The sequence below is a fragment of the Planococcus sp. FY231025 genome, from assembly GCF_052078085.1.
Classification (GTDB): domain Bacteria; phylum Bacillota; class Bacilli; order Bacillales_A; family Planococcaceae; genus Planococcus.
Genome location: NZ_JBQJJG010000005.1, coordinates 312,767 through 334,942, shown reverse-complemented (window position 1 = coordinate 334,942; position 22,176 = coordinate 312,767). Strand labels below are relative to the sequence as shown.

Annotated in this window: 22 protein-coding genes; 1 reads left to right on the top strand and 21 read right to left on the bottom strand. The window is 52.3% G+C overall.

Translation table 11 applies throughout. The annotated features are described in order from the left end of the window. Window positions 1–178 precede the first annotated feature (178 nt). The 8 genes from ACTL32_RS07995 to ACTL32_RS07960 all read right to left on the bottom strand — a co-directional run bounded on the left by ACTL32_RS07995 (window position 179) and on the right by ACTL32_RS07960 (window position 8,632). Window positions 179–1,288 carry a Nif3-like dinuclear metal center hexameric protein gene (locus ACTL32_RS07995; protein ID WP_441341199.1) on the bottom strand — a complete coding sequence of 370 codons (1,110 nt, stop codon included), beginning with the start codon at window positions 1,286–1,288 and terminating at the stop codon, window positions 179–181. Further along, entirely contained in the window at window positions 1,275–1,988 is a 714-nt protein-coding gene (locus ACTL32_RS07990; protein WP_441340952.1) for a tRNA (adenine(22)-N(1))-methyltransferase, read from the bottom strand. Before ACTL32_RS07990 ends, ACTL32_RS07995 begins: the two co-directional genes overlap by 14 nt. 102 nt (window positions 1,989–2,090) lie before the next feature. Then, window positions 2,091–2,486, bottom strand: a complete 396-nt coding sequence (gene cccA / locus ACTL32_RS07985) for a cytochrome c550 (RefSeq protein WP_441340951.1) — start codon at window positions 2,484–2,486, stop codon at window positions 2,091–2,093. A gap of 129 nt (window positions 2,487–2,615) precedes the next feature. After that, window positions 2,616–3,755: an acyl-CoA dehydrogenase family protein gene (locus ACTL32_RS07980; protein WP_441340950.1), complete on the bottom strand. Its 1,140-nt coding sequence runs from the start codon at window positions 3,753–3,755 to the stop codon at window positions 2,616–2,618. Window positions 3,756–3,962: 207 nt separating this feature from the next. Next, window positions 3,963–5,117 (bottom strand): RNA polymerase sigma factor RpoD, encoded by a 1,155-nt coding sequence (gene rpoD / locus ACTL32_RS07975; RefSeq protein ID WP_204890448.1) that lies wholly within the window; start codon window positions 5,115–5,117, stop codon window positions 3,963–3,965. A 33-nt stretch (window positions 5,118–5,150) separates the two neighbouring features. After that, the gene (gene dnaG, locus ACTL32_RS07970) at window positions 5,151–6,965 is read right to left on the bottom strand and encodes a DNA primase (protein WP_441340949.1); all 1,815 of its coding nucleotides are present in this window, start codon (window positions 6,963–6,965) and stop codon (window positions 5,151–5,153) included. 214 nt (window positions 6,966–7,179) lie between these two features. Next, on the bottom strand, window positions 7,180–7,983 hold the full coding sequence (locus ACTL32_RS07965) for a pyruvate, water dikinase regulatory protein (RefSeq protein ID WP_441340948.1): 804 nt from the start codon (window positions 7,981–7,983) through the stop codon (window positions 7,180–7,182). A 10-nt stretch (window positions 7,984–7,993) separates the two neighbouring features. Next, complete coding sequence (locus ACTL32_RS07960; protein WP_441340947.1) at window positions 7,994–8,632, bottom strand: helix-turn-helix transcriptional regulator; 639 nt, start codon at window positions 8,630–8,632, stop codon at window positions 7,994–7,996. Between the two features lie 313 nt (window positions 8,633–8,945). Here ACTL32_RS07960 and ACTL32_RS07955 point away from each other — a divergent pair, with 313 nt between their 5' ends. Then, a complete protein-coding gene (locus ACTL32_RS07955) occupies window positions 8,946–10,322 on the top strand; it encodes a glycine--tRNA ligase (RefSeq protein ID WP_441340946.1) in 1,377 nt (458 codons plus the stop codon). Window positions 10,323–10,565: 243 nt separating this feature from the next. Here the strand turns inward: ACTL32_RS07955 and recO are convergent, their stop codons facing one another. From recO to mtaB, 13 genes are all read right to left on the bottom strand, one after another. Continuing rightward, the gene (recO, locus tag ACTL32_RS07950) at window positions 10,566–11,363 is read right to left on the bottom strand and encodes a DNA repair protein RecO (RefSeq protein ID WP_441340945.1); all 798 of its coding nucleotides are present in this window, start codon (window positions 11,361–11,363) and stop codon (window positions 10,566–10,568) included. A gap of 12 nt (window positions 11,364–11,375) precedes the next feature. Next, the gene (gene era / locus ACTL32_RS07945) at window positions 11,376–12,293 is read right to left on the bottom strand and encodes a GTPase Era (protein WP_441340944.1); all 918 of its coding nucleotides are present in this window, start codon (window positions 12,291–12,293) and stop codon (window positions 11,376–11,378) included. Beyond that, window positions 12,277–12,687 carry a cytidine deaminase gene (locus tag ACTL32_RS07940; RefSeq protein ID WP_441340943.1) on the bottom strand — a complete coding sequence of 137 codons (411 nt, stop codon included), beginning with the start codon at window positions 12,685–12,687 and terminating at the stop codon, window positions 12,277–12,279. The genes era and ACTL32_RS07940 overlap by 17 nt, the downstream gene beginning before the upstream one ends. 19 nt (window positions 12,688–12,706) lie before the next feature. After that, complete coding sequence (locus tag ACTL32_RS07935) at window positions 12,707–13,060, bottom strand: diacylglycerol kinase family protein (RefSeq protein WP_441340942.1); 354 nt, start codon at window positions 13,058–13,060, stop codon at window positions 12,707–12,709. After that, on the bottom strand, window positions 13,047–13,529 hold the full coding sequence (gene ybeY / locus ACTL32_RS07930; protein ID WP_441340941.1) for an rRNA maturation RNase YbeY: 483 nt from the start codon (window positions 13,527–13,529) through the stop codon (window positions 13,047–13,049). The genes ACTL32_RS07935 and ybeY overlap by 14 nt, the downstream gene beginning before the upstream one ends. Window positions 13,530–13,544: 15 nt before the next feature. Further along, the gene (locus ACTL32_RS07925) at window positions 13,545–15,659 is read right to left on the bottom strand and encodes an HD family phosphohydrolase (RefSeq protein ID WP_441340940.1); all 2,115 of its coding nucleotides are present in this window, start codon (window positions 15,657–15,659) and stop codon (window positions 13,545–13,547) included. A 110-nt stretch (window positions 15,660–15,769) separates the two neighbouring features. Then, window positions 15,770–16,732, bottom strand: coding sequence for a PhoH family protein (locus tag ACTL32_RS07920; protein ID WP_441340939.1), 963 nt, complete (start codon window positions 16,730–16,732; stop codon window positions 15,770–15,772). Window positions 16,733–17,298: 566 nt separating this feature from the next. Next, complete coding sequence (locus ACTL32_RS07915; protein ID WP_441340938.1) at window positions 17,299–17,814, bottom strand: hypothetical protein; 516 nt, start codon at window positions 17,812–17,814, stop codon at window positions 17,299–17,301. Window positions 17,815–17,844: 30 nt separating this feature from the next. Next, a complete protein-coding gene (gene floA / locus ACTL32_RS07910) occupies window positions 17,845–18,831 on the bottom strand; it encodes a flotillin-like protein FloA (RefSeq protein ID WP_204890435.1) in 987 nt (328 codons plus the stop codon). A 5-nt stretch (window positions 18,832–18,836) separates the two neighbouring features. Next, complete coding sequence (locus tag ACTL32_RS07905) at window positions 18,837–19,655, bottom strand: NfeD family protein (protein ID WP_441340937.1); 819 nt, start codon at window positions 19,653–19,655, stop codon at window positions 18,837–18,839. Between the two features lie 211 nt (window positions 19,656–19,866). Beyond that, complete coding sequence (gene rpsU / locus ACTL32_RS07900; protein ID WP_008431605.1) at window positions 19,867–20,040, bottom strand: 30S ribosomal protein S21; 174 nt, start codon at window positions 20,038–20,040, stop codon at window positions 19,867–19,869. Window positions 20,041–20,135: 95 nt separating this feature from the next. Continuing rightward, window positions 20,136–20,804, bottom strand: coding sequence for a deoxyribose-phosphate aldolase (gene deoC / locus ACTL32_RS07895; RefSeq protein WP_441340936.1), 669 nt, complete (start codon window positions 20,802–20,804; stop codon window positions 20,136–20,138). A gap of 34 nt (window positions 20,805–20,838) precedes the next feature. Further along, entirely contained in the window at window positions 20,839–22,176 is a 1,338-nt protein-coding gene (mtaB, locus tag ACTL32_RS07890) for a tRNA (N(6)-L-threonylcarbamoyladenosine(37)-C(2))-methylthiotransferase MtaB (protein WP_441340935.1), read from the bottom strand.

The following is a 22,176-nucleotide window of genomic DNA, read 5'->3' as shown; positions in this document are numbered from 1 at the left end:
ACCCGCCTCCTTGCTTCGCCTAGCCCTTTAACGCGCCCGCGCTAGTTGAGCTCATTAACACGAATAAAGTCTCTTTTACAGCTTTGTTATAGTAGTTCAGCATTGTGTATTTCGGATATAACCTTTTGCACTCATAGTCAAAAGAAGGCGCCGCCCATTCGCCGGGCAGCGCCTTCTTTTATTCGAACCGGAAAGGTTCGGTATTCACTTCGGAAGGCAGGAACTCGCAAGCGAGTTTGCTGTTCTTCTTCATCCAGTCGACAACGCCCTGGATCATGATTTTCTCGACATGATGGCCGGGGTCGACGACGGATAGGCCCATTGCCTGTGCGTCCTGAGCGACGTGGAAATAAAGGTCCCCGGTCACGTAGACGTCAGCGCCCGAGCGTTTGGCTGCATTGATGTATTTATTGCCATCACCGCCGAGCACCGCGACTTTTTTGACGGGTTTGGACAAATCGCCGACAACGCGTGCTGCCGGTACGCCGAGCCGCTCTTTGACAAAAGCAGTGAATTCGCCGAGCGTCATTTCCTCGTTCAATCGGCCGACGCGGCCAAGACCCATCGGCAATTCCTTGTTTTCAAGCGTAAAGACGTCATAGGCCACTTCCTCGTATGGATGGGCCGCGATCATCGCCTTGATGGCGCGGTCTTTTTCGGTTTTGCGGATGACCACTTCGATTTTCGATTCCTCGGTCTTTTCCATCTTGCCTGCTTCCCCGATATACGGATCCGCATCTTTCGTCGGACGGAAGCGTCCGGTGCCGGACAAGGTATAGCTGCAGAACTCGTAATCGCCGATTGCGCCTGCACCGGCTTTGCCGAGCGCTTCCCGCACAGCTTCTTCGTGGCTTTCGGGCACGAATACGGCAATCTTCACCAGTTCCGCTTCGTAGGTCGTCACGAGCACGCTGGAATCGGACAAGCCGAGCGCTTCCGCCAGCATGTCATTGACGCCGCCCCAGGCGACATCCAGGTTAGTGTGCGCAGCATATACTGCTATATCATTTTTGATTAGTTTTTCCATCAAGCGCCCCTGCGGAAAATCGGTCTGCAGGTTGCCGAGCGGCCGGTAGATCGGCGGGTGGTGGGCGATGATCAGCCCTGCTCCCTGTTCGATCGCCTCATCAGCGACAGCTTCATTGACGTCAAGCGTCACAAGGACCCGCTCTACGCGTTTATTGAGCGTCCCGACATGCAGGCCGACCGGATCGCCTTCCATCGCCAGATATTTCGGCGACCATTTTTCAAACTCTTCGATGATTTGCTGTCCGTTAGGAATTTTCACCATGCAGCACCTCTTCAACCAGTTTTATTTTCCGTACAAGTTCATGTTTCTTTTCGACAATTTCCATTGTCTGTTCCGTGGATTCCATCGATGCAATGATGTTCTTCCATTGGGCGGCTTCCCTCTGCCATTTTGTGCGGAATACAGCTGTGCGTTCTGCCATCAGTTTCGGCCCGAGGATCAGCTCAGCTTCCGTGAAGCGGACCTCTTCTTCAGCCGGCTCCAGCACCACGATTTCGTAAATCTTCTGGTTCTCTTCGATAATTTCTTCTTCAGCGATGGCCCAGTTATTGGCCGCCGCCCATTCCCGGATTGCCCGCGCATGGACGTTCGGCTGCAGGATAAGGCGCTGGACGCCTTCGAGCCTGTCTTTGTCCTGTTCGAGGATCGATGCGATCAACGGACCGCCCATGCCGGCGATAACTACTGCTGTAACGCTGTCAACCGGTTCGATCGCAAGGAGCCCGCTTGCGAGCCGGACCGTGATCCGGTCTTCCAATCCTTCTTGCTGCACTTGTTTTTTGGCCGATTCGTACGGGCCTTTGACCACTTCACCTGCAACCGCACGATCCGCAAGGCCATTGCCGACGAGGTAGCACGGCAAATAGGCATGATCGCTGCCGATATCCGCCACGACGGCGTGCTTCGGAACAAAATGGGCCACCCGTTCGAGCCGATGTGATAATTGTTGAGCGTTCATAAAATCCTCCTGACTTGAAAAAAAACTGGGACAGCCTTCTGCCCTTCGTTCGCCTGACATGTATAGAAAAACCCTTAGCTCAAAGAACTAAGGGTTTTCATACTATTCGAGTGTTAAAATCCACTCAGCCATAGCCGGGATGTTTTCTTCTTCAACAAGCCCGCCTGGCATTGCGCCTTTACCGTTAGCAATAATCTCTTCGATTCCTGCCTGGTCAAGTTCTGTGTCGATAAGTGATGGCCCTACGCCGCCTTCATAGCTTGAACCGTGGCAAGAAATACATTGTGCTTGTGCAACAGATTCCGGATCGAATTCGCCGCCTGCGTTTTCTTCGCCGCCATCTGGTGCAGCGTCGCCGTTTTCTGCGCCTTCTTCTCCTGCTGCATGTTCTTCAGCGATTTCCTCTTGGTTGCCTGCTCCTTCTAATGATAAGAAGAAAATTAGACCAATACCGAACGCCATGATTAAGATATAAGGTACAATTGCATTTTTTTGCATCCGTTACCCCTCCCTCTTCAAGTTCTGCATTAATGATAGTAATCGTATCATTCATTATTGTACTGTATTATTTGCAAAACGAAAAGCGATATCGGATAACTTTTAGCCTTTTGTGACAAAATCAGCAATTTAACAACCGATTGCACGGGCGATGACCATGTGCTGGACTTCGGAAGTCCCTTCTCCGATTTCAAGAAGTTTCGCGTCGCGCATATAGCGCTCGACTTCGTATTCCTTCATATAGCCGTAGCCGCCGTGGATCTGGATGGCTTCGTCTGCCACTTCCATCGCCATTTCCGATGCGAAAAGTTTTGCCATGGAGGCCTCTTTTGTGAACGGGCGCCCCTCGTCTTTCAGCCAAGCCGCTTTGTAGACCATATTGCGGGCCAATTCGATTTTCAGCGCCATCTGCGCCAGCTTGAACTGCGTCACTTGGAATTCGGATAATGTTTTTCCGAACTGCTTGCGTTCTTTCGAGTAGTTCAAGGCTTTGTTGAATGCCGCTTGTGCGATTCCGACCGCCATCGCTGCGATGCCGATGCGACCGCCGTCCAATGTCACCATGAATTGCTTGAAGCCTTCTCCGCGCTTGCCGAGCAGGTTCTCTTTCGGCACACGTACGTTTTCAAGGACCAGCTCCGTCGTGTTGGAAGCATTCAAGCCCATTTTTTCATAGTTGTCGATGATCGTGAAGCCTTCTGCATCCGTCGGCACGATGATGGCACTAATTTCCTTTTTGCCGTCTTTCATGCCCGTGATTGCAGTGATTGCCAAATGCTTCGCATGGCTGGCATTGGTGATATAGACTTTCGATCCGTTGATGACCCAGTCATCGCCGTCTTCGATGGCACGGGTTTCCGTGCCGCCTGCATCCGATCCGGCATTCGGTTCAGTCAGTCCGAACGCGCCGAACGATTCGCCAGTACAGATCGGCGTCAGGTATTTCTGTTTCTGCTCTTCTGTGCCGAACAGGTTCAGCGGCGCGCCGCCGAGTGAAATATGCGCGGAATACGTGATGCCCGTCGAAGCGCATGCACGGCTCAATTCTTCTGTGACGATCGCGAAACTGACCGTATCCGCTCCTGCTCCGCCGTATTCTTCTCCAAACGGCAATCCCATCATCCCCATGTCGGATAGCTGTTTGAAGATCTCTTTCGGGAACTCCTTCGTCTTATCGCGTTCAATCGCCCCTGGTGCAACGGCCTTATCTGCGAATTCCTTGATCGTCTTTTTGATCATCTGTTGTTCTTGAGTCAAATCGAAATTCATTTGTCCTACATCCCCTTTGTTGTGTATACGCTTTCATTATTCATTATATAGGAAAAATTTAGACAAACTCAACCATTAACCGGATTTCATCGAAAAAAGCTTCCGGAAAGTCGGCTTTCAACAGTGAACAGGTGGAGAGGCATTGCGGTCAACAGCATTTTTAACAATAAAAAAAAGCTGTTCCTTCCATGGGAAGGAAACAGCCGTTTATTCTAGGAAATCTTTCAAGCGTTTGCTGCGTGACGGGTGGCGCAATTTGCGAAGCGCTTTCGCTTCGATCTGTCGGATCCGTTCGCGGGTCACGCCGAACACCTTGCCCACTTCTTCAAGTGTGCGTGTGCGTCCGTCATCAAGGCCGAAACGGAGGCGAAGCACGTTTTCTTCGCGGTCTGTCAACGTGTCGAGCACGTCTTCCAACTGCTCTTTCAGCAATTCATAGGCGGCGTGGTCGGACGGAGACTGTGCGTCCGAATCTTCGATGAAATCGCCGAGATGCGAATCGTCTTCTTCACCGATCGGCGTTTCAAGCGATACCGGCTCCTGTGCAATCTTCAGGATTTCACGCACCTTTTCTGGAAGCAGGTCCATTTCTTCCCCGATTTCTTCAGGCGACGGCTCGCGGCCCAAGTCCTGAAGCAATTGGCGCTGGACGCGGATCAGTTTATTGATCGTTTCGACCATATGCACCGGGATGCGGATGGTCCGCGCCTGGTCGGCAATCGCACGGGTGATGGCCTGGCGAATCCACCAAGTGGCATACGTACTGAATTTAAAGCCTTTTGAGTAATCGAATTTCTCGACTGCTTTGATCAAGCCCATATTCCCTTCCTGGATCAAATCCAGGAACAGCATGCCGCGGCCGACATAACGTTTCGCGATAGAGACCACAAGACGCAAGTTGGCTTCAGCCAAGCGTTTTTTCGCTTCTTCATCGCCCTGTTCGATCAATTTGGCCAAACGGACTTCTTCTTCCGCTTTCAAAAGGTCGACGCGGCCGATTTCTTTCAAGTACATCCGCACCGGGTCATTGATCTTGACGCCCGGCGGCACGCTCAAATCGTTCAAATCGAATTTCTCTTCGGTCGGTTTCATGAGGCGGTCCAAATGCTCTTCGTCATCGGATTTCCGCTCCAGCTCAATGCCATGGCCCTCCAGCTGGTCGATAAATTCTTCGACAGCGTCGGATTCCATTTCAAAAACGGCTAATTTATCGGCAATCTGCTCATAATTAAGTTCTCCGGTTTTCTTACCCACTTCAATCAGTTGTTTTTTTGCTTCTTCCACTGTCATTTCAGGGCCTTCCGTGCTCAATGAAACATTGCTTGCTTCAACTTCGTTTTGATGTTCTGATTTCTCAGCCATACAACTTCCTCCTTTAAAAAAACCGGAATTGACTTACAATGATTTCCGCAAGGCAATCGCTTCCTGCGCCAGCAGCAGCGCGCGTTTCATATCGTGCTGCTTTTCCGCTTCCTTCGACTGCTGGATCTTCAGATGGATCTGCTGCTCGATGCGGTGTTTGTCGAGATGCTTGAGGCAATCATCGATTTCTTCCTCCCCGTGATCGGGATCCCGTTCGGCCAGCGCTGTTTCCATCACCAATTTGCGGAGTTCGGGGTCTTGGAGCGTTTCCAGGAATTTATGGAAATCCGCTTTGTCCCATTCTTCATAAAAACCGAGCAGCTGGACATACAGCGCTTTGTATTCTTCACTGACAAACGGCATGCCGTCTGCGGCATTCGCCAATTTTTCCATGACCCGCGGTTCAGCGAGCGCATGGGCGAACAATAGGCGCTCCGCCCGGTTCAGGGAAGAGGTCCGCTTGGGCTCGCGCTTTGGCGGCCTTGCAGACGGCGCTTCTTCTGCCGGGCGCTGCGGGCGGCTGCGTTCGATCGACTTGTTTTCCAGCTTCCGGTATTGCTGAAGAATCGCTTCTTCCGACAATCCGGTTTCTTTCGATAATTGCTTGATATACAGGTCCCGCTCAATCGGCGAAGACCGGCCTGCCAGCAATTGAAGCACTTCCTGGATATATTGCAGCAGATCGTTTTCATACTGGAAGTTTTTATGCCTCCGGGCATGCATCATGGCAAACGCGATAAAAGCGTGCGGCTTGCCGATGATCTGCTCTCTAAAAGCCTCGCCGCCGTTCTCTCTGACAAAATCATCTGGATCCATTTTCCCAGGCAGGACGGCAACTTCAACTTTGAAATTTTCTTCATTCAATGCGATGGCGGCTTTTTTGGCCGCTTCCCATCCGGCGTCATCCCCGTCAAAGCAAACGACCACTTCCTGCGCAAAGCGCTTCATGGCCCGGATGTGCTGTGAGGTCAGCGATGTCCCCATTGTTGCAAGGGCGTTTTCCACGCCGGCCTTCGAAGCCGCAATGACGTCCATAAATCCTTCGAACAAAATGATTTTCCGATTTTTCCGGATGGCATTCCGTGCTTGGTGGACGTTGTAGAGCACTTGGCTTTTCTGGAATATCGGCGATTCAGGGCTGTTCATGTATTTCGCTTCCTGTTTCGTGTTCTCCAGGATACGGCCCGAAAAGGCAATTGTCTTGCCGCTTTCATTCATGATCGGGTACATTATTCTACCGCGAAAACGATCGAAAAAGCCATTCCCCTGCTCGCGCTCGATCGCCAGCCCGCTTTCGACCAGCTCCGCTTCGCTGTAGCCTTTTCGCTGCAGTGCTGTTGCCATATAATTCCATTCAGGCAATGACCAGCCGATGCGGTATTTCTCGATCAGTTCGCGGGTGAACCCGCGGTTCTCCAGGTAATCGAGCGCCGCCTGGCCTTCTTCTGTGTTCAACAGAATATGGTGGTACATCTCTGCTGCAAATTCGTGCATGGCGACCAATTGGCTGTCCGTTTTCGACAGCGCCTGGCTGGCTTCAGAGGGAACATTGACATCCACTTCGATTCCGGCCCGGCTGCCAAGCTTCGACAGCGCTTCCTGGAAAGAAAGGTTTTCGATATCCATCAGAAAAGTGATGACATTTCCGCCGGCGCCACAGCCGAAGCAATGGAAAATCTGCTTATCGGAAGTCACGGAAAAGGATGGCGTGCTTTCGCCGTGGAACGGGCATAGCCCGAACCAGTTGCGTCCGCGTTTTGTTAATTGGACATATTCACCGACGATATCGACAATATCCGCTGAAGTGCGGATCTGCTCAATGACTTCTTCAGGAACTCGGATTGACATTTCATCACCATCTTTTTTCGCTTAACATACTTAATTCGAGATTATGGGGTGAATTCCTTCATCTTTTTAAAAAAGATGGCATCCAAAACATTGGCCTCGTTATACTTTTATCCACAATTCTTCATTATAAAACGTTTTGATGAAATAATCCACATTTAAAACAGAAAAACCGCCTTTTCAGGTGGTTTCAACGCTTCTGCTATTTTATTAGGCTTTATTTTATTTTATTCATGATCAGGTTGGCGGTCTCTTCTACTGCGCGGTTTGTTACATCCAACACTTCGCAGCCGATGCGGTCCACCACTTTTCGGAAATGGGTGATTTCCTCATGAATGCGGTTGATCTGCGCATAGTTCGCGTCATCATTCAATCCGAGCGCGATCAGCCGTTCTTTGCGGATGTGGTTCAGCTTCTCAGGAGAGATGACCAGGCCGAAGCATTTGGCCGGATCGACTTGGTACAATTCTTCCGGCGGGTCCACTTCCGGCACCAGCGGCACGTTCGCCACTTTCAGCCGCTTGTGCGCCAGATACTGGGACAGCGGCGTCTTGGAGGTCCGGGAAATGCCGACGAGGACGATGTCGGCCATCAGGATGCCGCGCGGGTCGCGCCCGTCGTCGTACTTCACGGCAAATTCGATCGCTTCCACCTTCTTGAAGTAATCGTCGTCGAGTTTCCGGACAAGCCCTGCCTCCTGGAGCGGCACCGAGTCGAACTCCTTCTCGAGTGCATCCATCAACGGGCCCATTAGATCAATCGCCCGCACGTTGTACTTCGCGGTTTCTGAAATCAGGTACGTCCGCAATTCCTTTGAAACGAGTGTAAAGACGATGAATGCTTTCTGTTCAGCAGCCATTTTGATGATGTCCTGCAAATGGTCGACCGTATCAATATAGGGAAATCGTTTCATGACCGCATTCTGGTCAGCGTATAGGAACTGGCTGACTGCCGCTTTGGCGACAAGCTCCCCAGTTTCTCCGACTGAATCGGAGACGATGAACAAACGGAGTTGTTTCATTTTCTGCACCTCACAATTCATGGCTTTCCGACAAAGACAAAAATGCCCGTGTGATGTTGGTCTTCGTCAGGCGGCCTACTACTTTATAGCCTCCGGGCTGCTCATCCACGACCGGCAGCGCATCAATCTGCTGGTTGATCAGTCGGTTTGCGGCTTGGATCAGCGAATCATTCTTCATGCAAAACGTGATATTCGGCATCCGGGTCATGATGATATGTACAGGGATGGCGCTCAGGTTCTGGCTGCCGAGGCTGGTGCGAAGCAAATCCTTGCGCGACAGCACACCCGTCAGAAACGACTCTTTATCGACGACGAACAGCGTGCCGACATCGTCGAGGAACATCTGGCTGATGGCATCGTAGACGCTGACGTCTTCGCGCACAACCACCGGAATCGACTGGAAGTCCTTCACTTTCATGTTGTTCATCGTGTCGGTAATGTCGTGCCCCGGTTTTTTGCCGGAATAAAAATAGCCCACACGCGGACGGGCATCCAAAAAGCCTGCCATCGTCAGTATGGCCAAATCGGGTCTTAGCGTCGCACGCGTCAAATGCAGCCGGTCGGCAATCTGTTCGCCGGTGATCGGGCCATTGCCTTTCACGATGCGCAATATCTCTTCTTGTCTCTTATTGAGTTCGATCGGACTCACCGCCTCAAAATATGTTATACTCAATGTTAATTATTATATACTAATTGGCGGCATATTGCGAAGAAAAGAATGCCATGTTACAATACTATAGAATTTAATAGCCGGCAATGAAAGAGAAAAAAGTACTGTTGCATTCAGCGAGCGGGGATGGTGGAAGCCCGCAACCAAACAGGAAAAGGCACTCTGGAGCCGGATTTTTTCAAGAGGGCTGCTGCTGCAGCCAATCGGGGTGGAACCGCGGGTCATAACGTACTCGTCCTCGGACTTTATGTCCGGGACGGGTACGATTTTTTATTTTAATGGAGGTTTTTATATGTCAATGGAAGATGTAGTATCGTTAGCAAAACACAGAGGTTTCGTATTTCCAGGTTCGGAGATCTACGGCGGCCTGGCCAACACATGGGATTACGGCCCGCTTGGCGTCGAATTGAAAAACAACATCAAGAAAGCCTGGTGGAAGAAATTCGTCCAGGAATCCGTACATAATGTCGGATTGGACGCTGCGATCCTGATGAACCCGAAAACGTGGGTCGCGTCTGGACATGTCGGCAACTTCAACGACCCGATGATCGACTGCAAGAGCTGCAAGACGCGCCACCGCGCCGACAAATTGATCGAAGACGCACTGGATGCAAAAGGCATCGAGATGGTCGTCGACGGATTGTCGTTCGAGCGGATGGCGGAATTGATCCAGGAACACGAAATCAAATGCCCGGTATGCGGCAAGCAGGACTATACAGAAATCCGCCAGTTCAACTTGATGTTCAAGACATTCCAGGGTGTAACCGAGGCTTCTACAAACGAAATCTACCTGCGCCCGGAAACGGCGCAAGGGATCTTCGTCAACTATAAAAACGTCCAGCGTTCGATGCGCAAGAAAATGCCGTTCGGCATCGCCCAAATCGGCAAAAGCTTCCGCAACGAAATCACGCCCGGGAACTTCACGTTCCGCACGCGCGAATTCGAACAGATGGAACTTGAATTTTTCTGCAAGCCGGGCGAAGACCTGGAATGGTACGCCTACTGGCGCGATTTCTGCAAAAACTGGCTGCTTGACCTGAACATGACGGAAGACAATATGCGCCTGCGCGAACACGACGCAGACGAATTGTCCCATTACTCGAACGCGACAGTCGACATCGAATACAAATTCCCGTTCGGCTGGGGCGAGCTATGGGGCATCGCGGACCGCACCGACTTCGACTTGAAGCGCCATATGGAGCATTCCGGAGAAGACTTCAATTATATCGATCCGATCACGAACGAGCGCTACGTGCCGTATTGCATCGAGCCGTCACTAGGTGCTGACCGCGTGACACTTGCGTTCCTGGTCGACGCCTATAATGAAGAGGAACTGGAAAACGACGACAAACGCACCGTCTTGAAATTCCACCCGGCACTGGCGCCGTATAAAGCGGCTGTCCTTCCGTTGTCGAAGAAATTGGCAGAAGGCGCGACGGAAGTGTTCGCCGGCCTTGCCAAGCACTTCATGGTGGATTACGATGAGTCCCAGTCGATCGGCAAACGCTACCGCCGCCAGGACGAGATCGGTACGCCGTTCTGCATCACGTACGACTTCGATTCCGTGGAAGACGGCCAAGTAACTGTCCGCCACCGCGACTCAATGGAGCAAGTGCGCATGCCGATAGCCGACGTGCAGGCTTACATCTCTGAACGTATCCAATTCTAATTTTTACAACCCGAAGCCTCCTTGAGAGGCTCCGGGTTTTTTATTGACCTTGCTTGTTTTGTGAGGTTTTGTTGGGTCCGGACAGTATTATAGTGGTCGCGGACAGGTTTTCCGCCGAAAAGGCAGCCTTCTACGGTGAAAAGAAAGTATTTCATTGCAAATGGAAAGTATTTCACCTCGGACAGAAAGTATTCCACTCCGAAAGGGAAGTAAATGAAAATACGGGCAACAAAAAAGACCCGCTCAGGACAATTCGTCCTCCTGCGGGTCTTGCACTTCTTCTTTTTTCGGCAAAAATTCAGGCGTACGGTCGAGCTGCTCGAGAAAGCTCCTCGATTTCAGCCGGATTCCCGCCTGCTCTTCGTAGATCGTGCGGACGATCCCTTTCAACAGCGACTTGGACTCTTTTTTCAGCTTCACCGACCCGACCCGGTCAATCGGCACGAAATACAGCGTGCGGACCAATTTCACGAGCGACGGGCTCAGGCGGATGATATAGCGGTCGATATGGAAGCAGCGGTGGCACAGGAAGCCGAGTTCCTGGAACGAAAAAGCGAACTCCCCTTCCGTCGCACCGCAATTGGCGCATTGGTGGAGTGTCGGCGTCAAGCCGGCGTACGGCAGCATCTTCCATTCGACAAACAGCGAAATCGCTTCCGAGTCATAGCCTTCTTCGATGGCGTGGAGCGCCTGGTAGAGCATGTCGTATATAGACGGCTGCGGCTCGTCCTGTTCCGTCAGCCGGTCGATCAACTCGACGATATAGCTGGCATAGGCGGTCTTCATGATGTCTTCCCGGATATGCCGGAGCGATTCGAGCTGGTCGCCTCCCTGCAGCGTGCCCATGCCTTTCCCTTTGAATACCGAAAAGCTGCCATGGGTGAACGGCTGCGTCACTGCGGCTAAGCGGCTCGATGGTTTCTTTGCCCCGCGCGCCATGCAAGTGATCTTGCCGGCGTCGCGCGTGAACAGCGTGACGATTTTATTGTTCTCGCCGTAAGGGCGGGCCCGGATCACAATACCTTCTATTTGATTCAGCATGACACCGACTCCTTAGTATTCGTCGTCTCTGAAACCAAAGTCGCGAAGATGCATCGCTTTATTGCGCCAGTCTTTCTGTACTTTGACCCACAGCTCGAGGTACACGCGTGAACCGAGCAGGTTCTCGATGTCCTTGCGGGCGCGTGAGCCGATTTCCTTCAAGAGGACGCCCTTTTTGCCGATGACGATCCCCTTTTGGGAGTCGCGTTCGACCATGATCGTCGCCTGGACGCGGATCATGTCTTCGTGTTCGCTGTCCGGTGCGATCTTCTCTATTACGACCGCAATGGAATGCGGAATTTCTTCCCGCGTCAGATGAAGGGCTTTCTCGCGGATCAGTTCCGAGATGATAAAGCGCTCCGGATGGTCCGTCACTTGGTCGGACGGGTAATATTGCGGCCCTTCCGGCAGCCGTTCAGCGATTTTCGCCAGCAGGTTGTCGACATTATTGCCCTGGATGGCCGAAATCGGCACAGCTTCAGCGAAATCGAATTCCTTCTTGTACGACTCGATCATCTTCGGCAGATCGTCCGGGTGCACCTGATCGATCTTGTTGAGGACCAGGAAAACCGGTACGTCGATGCCGCGGAGCATATCGAGCACGAAACGGTCCTGTTTGCCGATGCGTTCATCCGCACTGGCAACAAACAGCAATACGTCCACTTCGCGGAACGTATTTTTCGCCACCTTCAGCATAAAGTCCCCGAGTTTATGGCGCGGTTCGTTGATGCCCGGCGTGTCGATGAAGACCATCTGGCTGTCATTTGTCGTCACGACGCCCTGGACTTTATTGCGTGTCGTCTGCGGCTTGTCGCTCATGATGGCGATCTTCTGCCCCACGACGCGGTTCAAAAACGTCGATTTCCCGACGTTCGGGCGGCCAATGATGGAAATGAACCCTGACTTGAAGCCTTTATTTTCTTGATGCATAATCGAGATCCTCCGTTGAAAACGCCCCAGGCAACAGTTCGCTGACTGTCGTTTCCTGAACGTCCCCGTTTAGATTTGTCAAATAGACCGGCATATCCGGCGCACAGAATTCGGCCAGCACCTGGCGGCAAGCGCCGCACGGGGAAACCGGGCCTTTTGTATCTGCCACGACAGCCAGTGCCGCGAAGGTTTTGTCGCCTTCGGAAACCGCCTTGAACATGGCCGTGCGCTCAGCGCAGTTGGTCATGGAGTAGCCGGCGTTTTCAATGTTGCAGCCGCCGTAGACTTTGCCGTCTGCTGTAAGGAGCGCAGCGCCGACCTGGAATTTCGAATACGGCACGTATGCCCGTTCTCTTGCTGATTTTGCTTCGTTGATCAATTGTTCTTTTTCCATTCCGAATCACCTCTGTAAGTTAAAACCATTTTGGTAGAAAGATTAGTAAACCAATTATAGCACTAGCGGCGGCAAATACCAAAACCGCACCTGCCGCAATGTCTTTCGCTTCTTTTGCGAGCGGATGGATGTCCGGCGAAGCCAGGTCGACCACCCGTTCAATCGCGGAGTTGACGAGTTCAAGCGCAATCATGCCGCCGACTAGGCCGATGACAACGAGCCATTCCGTGTAGGACAGGCCGGTGAAAAAGCCGGCAACAAAGACGATGATGCCTGCGAGCAGGTGGAAGCGGATGTTCTGCTCGCGCTTCACCGCCGACGCGATGCCTTGGGCGGCATAGGTGAACGACCGGAGGAACCTATTCAGCCCCATGCTCGCCACGCGTGATGCCGAGTGATGACAGGATTTCCTCCTGCTTGGAAAACATCTTTTTCTCGTCTTCTTCGGTCATGTGGTCATAGCCGAGCAGATGCAAGAACCCGTGCACAGCCAGGAATCCAAGCTCCCGTTCTAAGGAATGCCCGTAATCTGCCGCCTGTTCCTTTGTCCGGTCGAGCGAAATGATGATGTCGCCCAGCATGCGCGGCTCGGAAGAACCGAAGATTTCCGGTTCGCCTTCCCCCAGCTCCTCCATGGCAAATGAAATCACATCCGTCGGCGCGTCCTTGCCGCGGTATTCCTTGTTGATGTCCTGGATGGCTTCGTTCGTCACGAATGTCACCGACACTTCCGCCTCCCCGACCGCTTCTGCCGCTGCGGCATGCTGCAGGATCTTCTCCACAAATTCCAAATCCTTTTCAGCCAAAGTAGCTGTTTCATCCAGCAAGTCAATCGAAATCATCGCTGTCCACTCCTTTTATTTCGTCTCTTTCGGATATTCGATCCGCGAATGGAAAATGCCATTCAGCGTTTCACACATGATGTGCTTAACCGTTTTCAATTCCTTCATTGTAAGATCACATTCATCAAATTGTCCATCTTTCAGTTTATCTTCTACGATCGCATCGACCAATTTTTTTATTTTTTCTGAAGTCGGCTCTTTCATCGACCGCACCGCAGCTTCGATGCTGTCTGCTATCGTAATGACCGCGATTTCCTTGGTCTGCGGTTTCGGTCCGCTATAGCGGAAATCGGCTTCCGGAATCTCAGGATCCGCCTCTTTCGCTTTGTGATAGAAGAATTTCAGCAGGCTTGTGCCGTGGTGCTGCGCCGCGATATCGACGATTTCCTTCGGCAGCTTGTGTTTTCTGAGAATCGCCGCGCCGTCGGATCCGTGCGACAGGATGATATCTCGGCTCGTTTCCGGCGGCAGCGAATCATGCGGATTTTTCATGTTCACCTGGTTTTCGATGAAAAATTGCGGCCGCACGGTCTTGCCGACATCGTGGTAATAACAGCCGACGCGGGCGAGCAGCCCGTTTGCGCCGATCGCTTCGCATGAAGCGTCCGCCAGGTTCGCCACCATAACGCTATGATGATAGGTCCCTGGGGTTTCCGTCAGGATTTTCTTGATCAGCGGATGATTGGGGTTCGACAATTCAATGAGCTTCATTGTCGACAGGAGCCCGAATGCCGATTCGAAAAACGGCAGCAAGCCGATGGCCATGGCACCCGACAGGATGCCGGAAACAGCCGCTGCAGCGAAATAAAAGCCGATCTCCGTCAAGTCGTACTGGCTTTGCCCGATAAGCAGGTAAAAGCCGATGAACAGCGCATTGACTCCGCCGACAGCGAGGCTGGTCTGCAGCAGGCGGGCACGGCGGGCGTCCCTTTCGATCAGGTAGACGCCGGCCATTCCGCCGAACAGGATATACAGCGCAATCTCCATCTGCAGGGTCACCGCGCTGCCTTCCTGCAGCATCATGCCGCCGATCGCGCCGAGCAGGAACGTGACATAGACCGCAAGCCGTTCGTTCAGCAGCAGCCGGAGCAGCATGCCCGCAAGCGCCGTCGGAAACAGGAACGCGATGACGACATCAAAATTATCGCTGACAGCCGCGAGCAGCTTCATCAAGGCGAGCGTAATGAGGAGGACAGCGAGCAGGACGAGCAGCGACGTCACTTTCTCCGGCTGAGAGGCTTCGCGGCGCTCCAGAACCATCCACAAGAGGCCGGTGCTGGCCAGCACGAACAACGCAAGGCCGAATGCCGGCTTGTAATCCGCCTGTTCTTCGGTCATGCCGACAAGCTCAAGCTGCCGGTAGATTTCCCGGTCCACCACTTGGCCTTCCTGTACGAGCACCTGGCCTTGAAGGATACGCGTCGGCTCCACGCTCGCTTTTGCCTGTTCAACCTGCATCGACGTCAGCTCTTCATTGACGGTTTCCGTCGGGATAACCGCAAAACGCCCGATGGTAATGGCTGCCTGGAGAACCGCAGCCGGAATTCGTTCATTTTCCCGGATGTCCTGTTCGACTGCACTTCTGGCAGCCGCCACTTCTTCCGCCCGGATCGGCTGCTCGAGCCTAGAAGAAACGATGGATTCCAGGTTCTGCTGCAGCGATTCGAGTTCCTTCTCGCGCAGGCGAAGCAGTTCGCGCAGCATATCGTCCGTCAGCCGCAGCCCGTTTTCGCTGGTTTCCATAAGCCGCAGGTTTTCCCGAAGCTTTTCGAGCATCTGCGGGAGGGTCGGCTCTTTTCCGGCGATTTCATCCGGCGCTTCGCTGATATAGCCGAACAGCGAATCCATGACCGCGCTCTGGTTGTCCGCGATGCCGTCATTGAATTGATAGCTCGGCTCCAGGTCCGCTGCGACCCGCTGGCGCTCCTGCTCGGTTTTGACAGGGTCCACCACCGTTTTTGCGGAGCGCACTGTTTCACCTGAAAGCTGGAAAAGCTCCAAGTCGTAATGGTCGCTCCGCACCGCTCCGAATAGGAAAATGTACATGGCGATGCCGATCAACAAGATGATTGCTGCCGCTATCCAGCGGTAGCCGGCTTTGCGGCAAATTTTCTGAATCCACGTCTGCATAGGAACACCCCACCTTTAGTACTTTAATCATAACAATTAAAAGAGGGGTTATCACGGACAATTTCAATTTATTTCAAATTAATCAGAATTCAGCGCGCAAAAAACCAGCCCTAGGAACTCGGCTGGCTTTCGTATGCATGAATGATTTTAGTGACAAGCGGATGGCGGACAACATCTCCGCGCTCCAAATATTGGATATGGATGCCAGGTACGTCCAGCAAAATCTTCTCAGCGGCAATCAGGCCGGATTCCGCCCCGCGCGGCAAATCGATCTGCGTCTTGTCTCCGGTGATGATCATTTTCGAACCGAATCCGAGGCGCGTCAGGAACATTTTCATCTGCGCTTTTGTCGTATTCTGCGCTTCGTCGAGAATGACGAATGCTTCATCAAGCGTACGCCCTCTCATATAGGCAAGCGGCGCCACTTCAATCGTCCCGCGCTCAATGAACCGGTTGGTCTGTTCAAGCCCCAGTACGTCATGGAGTGCATCATAGAGCGGACGCAGATAAGGATCGACTTTTTCTTTCAAGTCGCCCGGCAAAAATCCGAGGCTTTCGCCGGCTTCAACAGCCGGACGCGTCAGGATGATTTTTTTGACATGGCCATTTTTCAGCGCCTGTACAGCCATGACGACCGCCAAATAGGTTTTCCCTGTGCCGGCCGGCCCGATAGCGAACACTAAGTCATTCGAGCGGATCGCATGGATATAGCGGCGCTGTCCGATCGTCTTCGCCCGGATCACTTTGCCTGTAGCACTGCGTGCCACTTCTTCGTCGTACAGTTCGGCGAAATACTCGATGGTTCCGGCTTTCGCCATTTCGATTGCTGAGACGATATCGCGCTGGTCGATGTTGATTCCTTTGCGGATGACTTTCAGCAATTGTTCTATTAATAATTTACCGACTTGTTTTCCTTCATCCGAACCTGATAGCCGGATGACCTCACCCCGGGTAATTATTTGAATTTGGAATGCTTCTTCGATCAATGTCATGTGGTTATCGGATATCCCCAGCAGCAGCACCGCTTCATTCGGGTCCTTCACATGTAGTTCTAACAACTGGTTTTCTGTCATGTAGTCGCTCCTTGAAACGTATTTTCTATTGATTAACTGTATCACTCTTTAGGAATAGTTGTAAAACAATTTACTTTTCATCGATTTTACATAATATAGTTATGATAAACATAAAGAGCTGTCTAAAAAGGCTGTTGTCCATTGCGGCGGACGCTTTCCGCGGGCTTGCGCCGAACTAACTAAGAACCTGTGCTCCTGCGCAAGCTCGTCGCAAATACTTGCCCTCGCAAGCTTCGGTCAAGCATTGACTGGCGTCCGAGTGGATTTCGACACTTCGTCGCTACGCTGCCCCGCTGGAAAAACCGATGCTCCTGTCTCTGCATCGCTGCGCTAGCTTCGAGACATGAAAGGGCGTTGCATCGCTGCGCTAGCTTCGAGACATGAAAGGGCGTTGCATCGCTTCGCTGCTTCGTCGCAAACAAGTTGGCCGAAGTGCCTTCGGCCAACTTGCTCGCCGCCTTCATTCCCAACAGCCATTTTAGAATAAAGAAAAAGCCAGAGGAGGAAAAGCAATTGCTTTTTCTCCTCTGGCTTATCGTTTTGGGCTTTTCAGACAGCCCCATGGTTCAACGTTTCGATTTTGGCGGCATTAAGATTTCCGCCAGAATGATCGCTTTTTTCATTTCGTCCGGGCGAAGTGAGAAGCCTTCGTCTGCCGGAGTTTCGGTTTCTATGGCAGGCGCACCGATTTCCTGATGTTCAATATGGCGCCCGACCGAATACGGCTGTGCGCGCGGCGGCCGTGTCGGTTCCTTGCGCGGCATCTTTTCGATCGCCTGCCTGCCCCGGTCTGCCGCCTGCTTTGCCCGCTCCCGTTCCCGTGCCGGCAGCCTTTCCATCATTTGATCCGCTTTTTCGGACAATTGCTTGGTTCGCTGCGGGTTTTCGTTCATCTGCCCCTGCAGTTCGCCATAGACGTTTTTGGCGTAATCCTCGACCCGCTTGAAGGTTCGCTGGCCGCGCTCGGCGGCTGACCCTTGGGCGCGCTTTACGGGATCCGGCAATTCTTTGTCCTCTTTCTTCTTGCCGCTGAAAAATGCTCCCAAAGCCATAATGATCAAGGCGAATATGAGACCTTCCATCTGAAATCACTCCCTTACAGCCGGCAGCTTTTATTTTTCGTCGGATTTCTCTGTTCCGGTCCGCGCGATCGAATCGCGCATGCCTGTGTCCGCTTGGATGTTTTTGTAATTCACGTAATCCATGACGCCGATATTGCCGCCCCGGAGCGCTTCTGACATTGCAAGCGGCACTTCCGCTTCCGCTTCGACGACTTTCGCTCTCATTTCGACAACTTTCGCTTTCATTTCCTGTTCGCTTGCAACAGCCATTGCCCGGCGTTCTTCCGCTTTTGCCTGGGCGATTTTCTTATCGGCTTCCGCTTGCTCCGTCTGGAGTTCGGCGCCGATGTTCTTGCCGATATCAACGTCCGCAATATCGATTGAAAGAATTTCGAACGCTGTACCGGAATCGAGCCCTTTGCTGAGGACCGTCTGGGAAATCAAATCCGGATTTTCCAGAACTTTTTTGTGGCTTGTGCTCGAACCTAGCGTCGATACGATCCCTTCACCGACACGGGCAACGATGGTTTCTTCCCCGGCGCCCCCGACGAGGCGGTCGATGTTGGCGCGCACCGTGATACGGGCTTTCGCCTTCACTTCGATCCCGTCCATTGCGACACCCGCGATAAACGGTGTTTCGATGACTTTCGGGTTTACGGACATCTGGACCGCTTCCAAAACGTCGCGTCCGGCCAAATCGATGGCCGCTGCGCGTTCGAACGGCAACTCAATGTTCGCCCGGTGTGCAGCGATCAGGGCGTTAACGACCCGGTCCACGTTCCCTCCTGCAAGGTAATGGCTCTCCAGCTGGTTGATATGGACATTCAAGCCGGCTTTTGATGCCTTGATCAACGGATTGACGATGCGCGAAGGGATTACCCGGCGCAAGCGCATTCCGATCAATGTGAAGATGCTGATGCGGACGCCAGCTGCTAAAGCCGAAATCCATAGGGTGATCGGTACGAATGTGAAGAATATTGCCAGTACGATAATAATACCAATTATTGCTGCGCCTAAACCAATCAGTTCAAAGCCCATAACTGTTATTCCTCCTCTTGTTTTTCAAGCTCCCTCACGACGATCCGGGAGCCTTCCACTTTAATGATTTTCACTTGCTTTTTCGGATCGATGAACCTGCCTTCAGAAACCGCATCGATCCGCTCTTCCCCAAGTACGATCGTTCCGGACGGACGCAGAGCGGTTGCCGTCACGGCTACCTGCCCGATCAGTTCGGGCCGGTTGACGGCGGAAACATAGCCGCTTTCCGTATCGGTGGCGTCTGTCAGAATCAGCCGTTTGAACAAATGGGGCCTTTTGCCAAAGAATTTCACTATGATCACCATCCCTGCTGTAGCTGCGATTAACGCGATGAAAACTGAAATGGCAGTCGACACCAGATCACTGCCGGCCAGCAGGATGCTGACCAGTATGGATGTGATGCCCAACACTCCCAGAATGCCGCCCGGAATCAAGAATTCTCCGAACAGCAGGCCGAGCCCAATGATCAGCAAGATGATCGAGCCGATCCCTGCATACCCTGCCGCAAAATGCCCGTAGAAGTATAGGAGCAGCGATGATAGGCCAAGTATTCCGGGAATGCCTAGACCGGGGGTGAAAAATTCCAGCATGAGCCCTAAAGCGGCGGCTGTCAGCAGAAGCGTCACGATCAGGGGATGCGTCAGAAACTCCACCAGCTGGTTTGCGGAAGCTTCAGCTGCCGGAGCAGCCAATGCCCCCGAAAAAGCCGAGGGTTCCGCTGCAAAAGCGGAAGAAGCGCCCCAGATTGCAGACAGCGCATCGGAAAGCAGCAAAAATGGAAAAACCAGAAGACTGGATGCCAGCAAACCTTTCAAGCCGTCCACAGAGATCGCCCCTTTCACTCTAACTGTACACTTTATATACGGACCAGCGCGCCGATGGTTTCAAAACTGCCATTAATATTATTATAGAGGAAACGCAGAAGAATAACGAAAGAATGCGCTTACAACCGCACCATAGAAAAACCGCCTGCACAAAGATTGTGCAGGCGGTTTCGGCTGTCGTTCATATTTTTTAATGTCGATTAGATGTCAATTAAAATTTACGTTTACGCGCAGCTTCTGATTTTAATTTGCGTTTTACGCTCGGCTTATCATAATACTCGCGCTTTCTTACCTCTTGCATTGTTCCGGACTTAGAAACAGTGCGTTTGAAGCGGCGAAGAGCATCTTCAATTGATTCGTTTTTACGAACAGTTGTTTTTGTCATCTCTTTTTCCCTCCCTCCGAACACACGTTGAAGCATACAACAACAAGTGTTATATACTAAAAAATTATATCGCAACTTGCAGAGTGAGTCAATAGTTAATAATCCGAATCAGACGATAAGCCCTGCATGATCTTGACGCCTGAACTTGCGCCGATCCGTGTCGCTCCGGCTTCAATCATCGCCTGGACATCTTCCAGGCTGCGGACGCCGCCGGAAGCTTTGACGCCAAGGTCCGGGCCGACAGTTTTGCGCATCAATTTCACGTCTTCTACCGTTGCTCCGCCAGTCGAGAACCCGGTGGATGTTTTAACGAAATCCGCTCCGGCTTCCTTCGATAGACGGGACGCAGTTTCTTTTTCTTCGTCCGTCAACAGGCTCGTTTCGATGATCACTTTGACGGTCGCTTTGCCTTTTGCCGCATCGACAACCGCTGCGATGTCGCTTTTCACCAATTCCACATCGCCGCTCTTCAATGCGCCGATATTGATGACCATGTCGATCTCTTCTGCGCCTTTTGAAATTGCGTCCGATGTTTCGAATGCTTTTGTTTCAGAAGTCGAAGCTCCCAACGGGAAGCCGATGACCGTGCATACCTTTACCGGGCTGTTTTCCAACTCGGCAGCAGCCGTCGCTACCCACGCCGGATTGACGCAGACAGAAGCGAATACATATTGCGCAGCTTCTTTGCATAATTCAACAATTTGTTCTTTTGTCGCTTCCGGTTTCAAAAGCGTGTGGTCAATGTACGAAGCAATGTTTGTCATATCAATAAACTCCATTCTGATTCTCTTCAAGATTTTAAGTAATCGCCAATTCGTCCAGGACTCGCACGAACTGGCCTTCGTTGTACGGATAACCTGCCTTGGAAATCTTCACTTTCACGAGTTTCCCGATGAGCGACTCATCCCCCGGCATAACGACTTTCAGGTAATTGTCGGTATAGCCTTCGAGGAGCTCGCTTTCGGGATTTTCTTTGAAGCGTTCTTCCGGGATGATTTCCAGAAGCTCGCCTTCGAATTTGGAAGCGTACTCTTTGGCAAGCTGGCCGTTCAAAGCAATCAGCCTGTGCACACGTTCGTTTTTCACTTCTTCGTCAATTTGGCCATCCATTCGCGCAGCTGGCGTGCCTGTGCGCTGCGAATACGGGAAGACGTGGAGTTCGGAAAATCCATGGGTCTGAATGAAATCATACGTTTCCATGAATTCCTCTTCGGTCTCCCCCGGGAAACCGACGATGACGTCCGTGGTAATCGCCAAATCCGGCAGCGCGCTTCTAAGCTTTTCGAGCCGGCCGGCGAAAAAGTCCATCGTGTACTTCCGGCGCATCCGCTTCAGCACGGTGTCCGACCCGGATTGGATCGGAATGTGGAGATGGCGCACGACGGTTGGGGATTCCCGCAGGACTTCAATCACTTCATCGGTCAATTGGCTTGCTTCGATCGACGAGATGCGGAGGCGCTTCAGCCCGGGAACTTCTCTTTCCAGGTCGCGCAGAAGCTTGGCCAGATTGTAGTTTTTCAGATCTTCCCCGTAGCCGCCGGTATGGATGCCGGTCAGGACAATCTCCAAATAGCCGGCCCCGACCAGCTGCCGGGCTTGTCGGACGACTTCTTCGGGATCACGCGAGCGCAAAAGCCCTCTTGCCCAGGGGATGATGCAGAAAGTGCAGAAATTATTGCAGCCTTCCTGGATTTTCAGCGAAGCACGCGTCCGGTCTGTAAAAGCCGGAACATCAAGCTCTTCATATACCCGGTTTTTCATGATGTTGCCAACGGCATTGATCGGCTGGCGTTCGGTTTTGAACCGCTCGATATAGCCGATCAACTCCTTCCGGTCCTGTGTGCCGACGACAATGTCTACTCCCGGAATCGCCATGATCTCCGCAGGGGACGTCTGTGCATAGCATCCAGTGACGCAGATGACGGCGTCCGGATTCGTGCGGACCGCGCGCCGGATGACCTGCCGGCTTTTCTTATCGCCGGTGTTCGTGACGGTGCATGTGTTGATGACGTATACATCTGAATGATGGTCGAAATCTCCGCGCTCATAGCCGTGTTCTTTGAACAATTGCCAGATTGCTTCGGTTTCATAATGATTCACTTTACAGCCTAAGGTATGGAATGCAACCGTTGACAT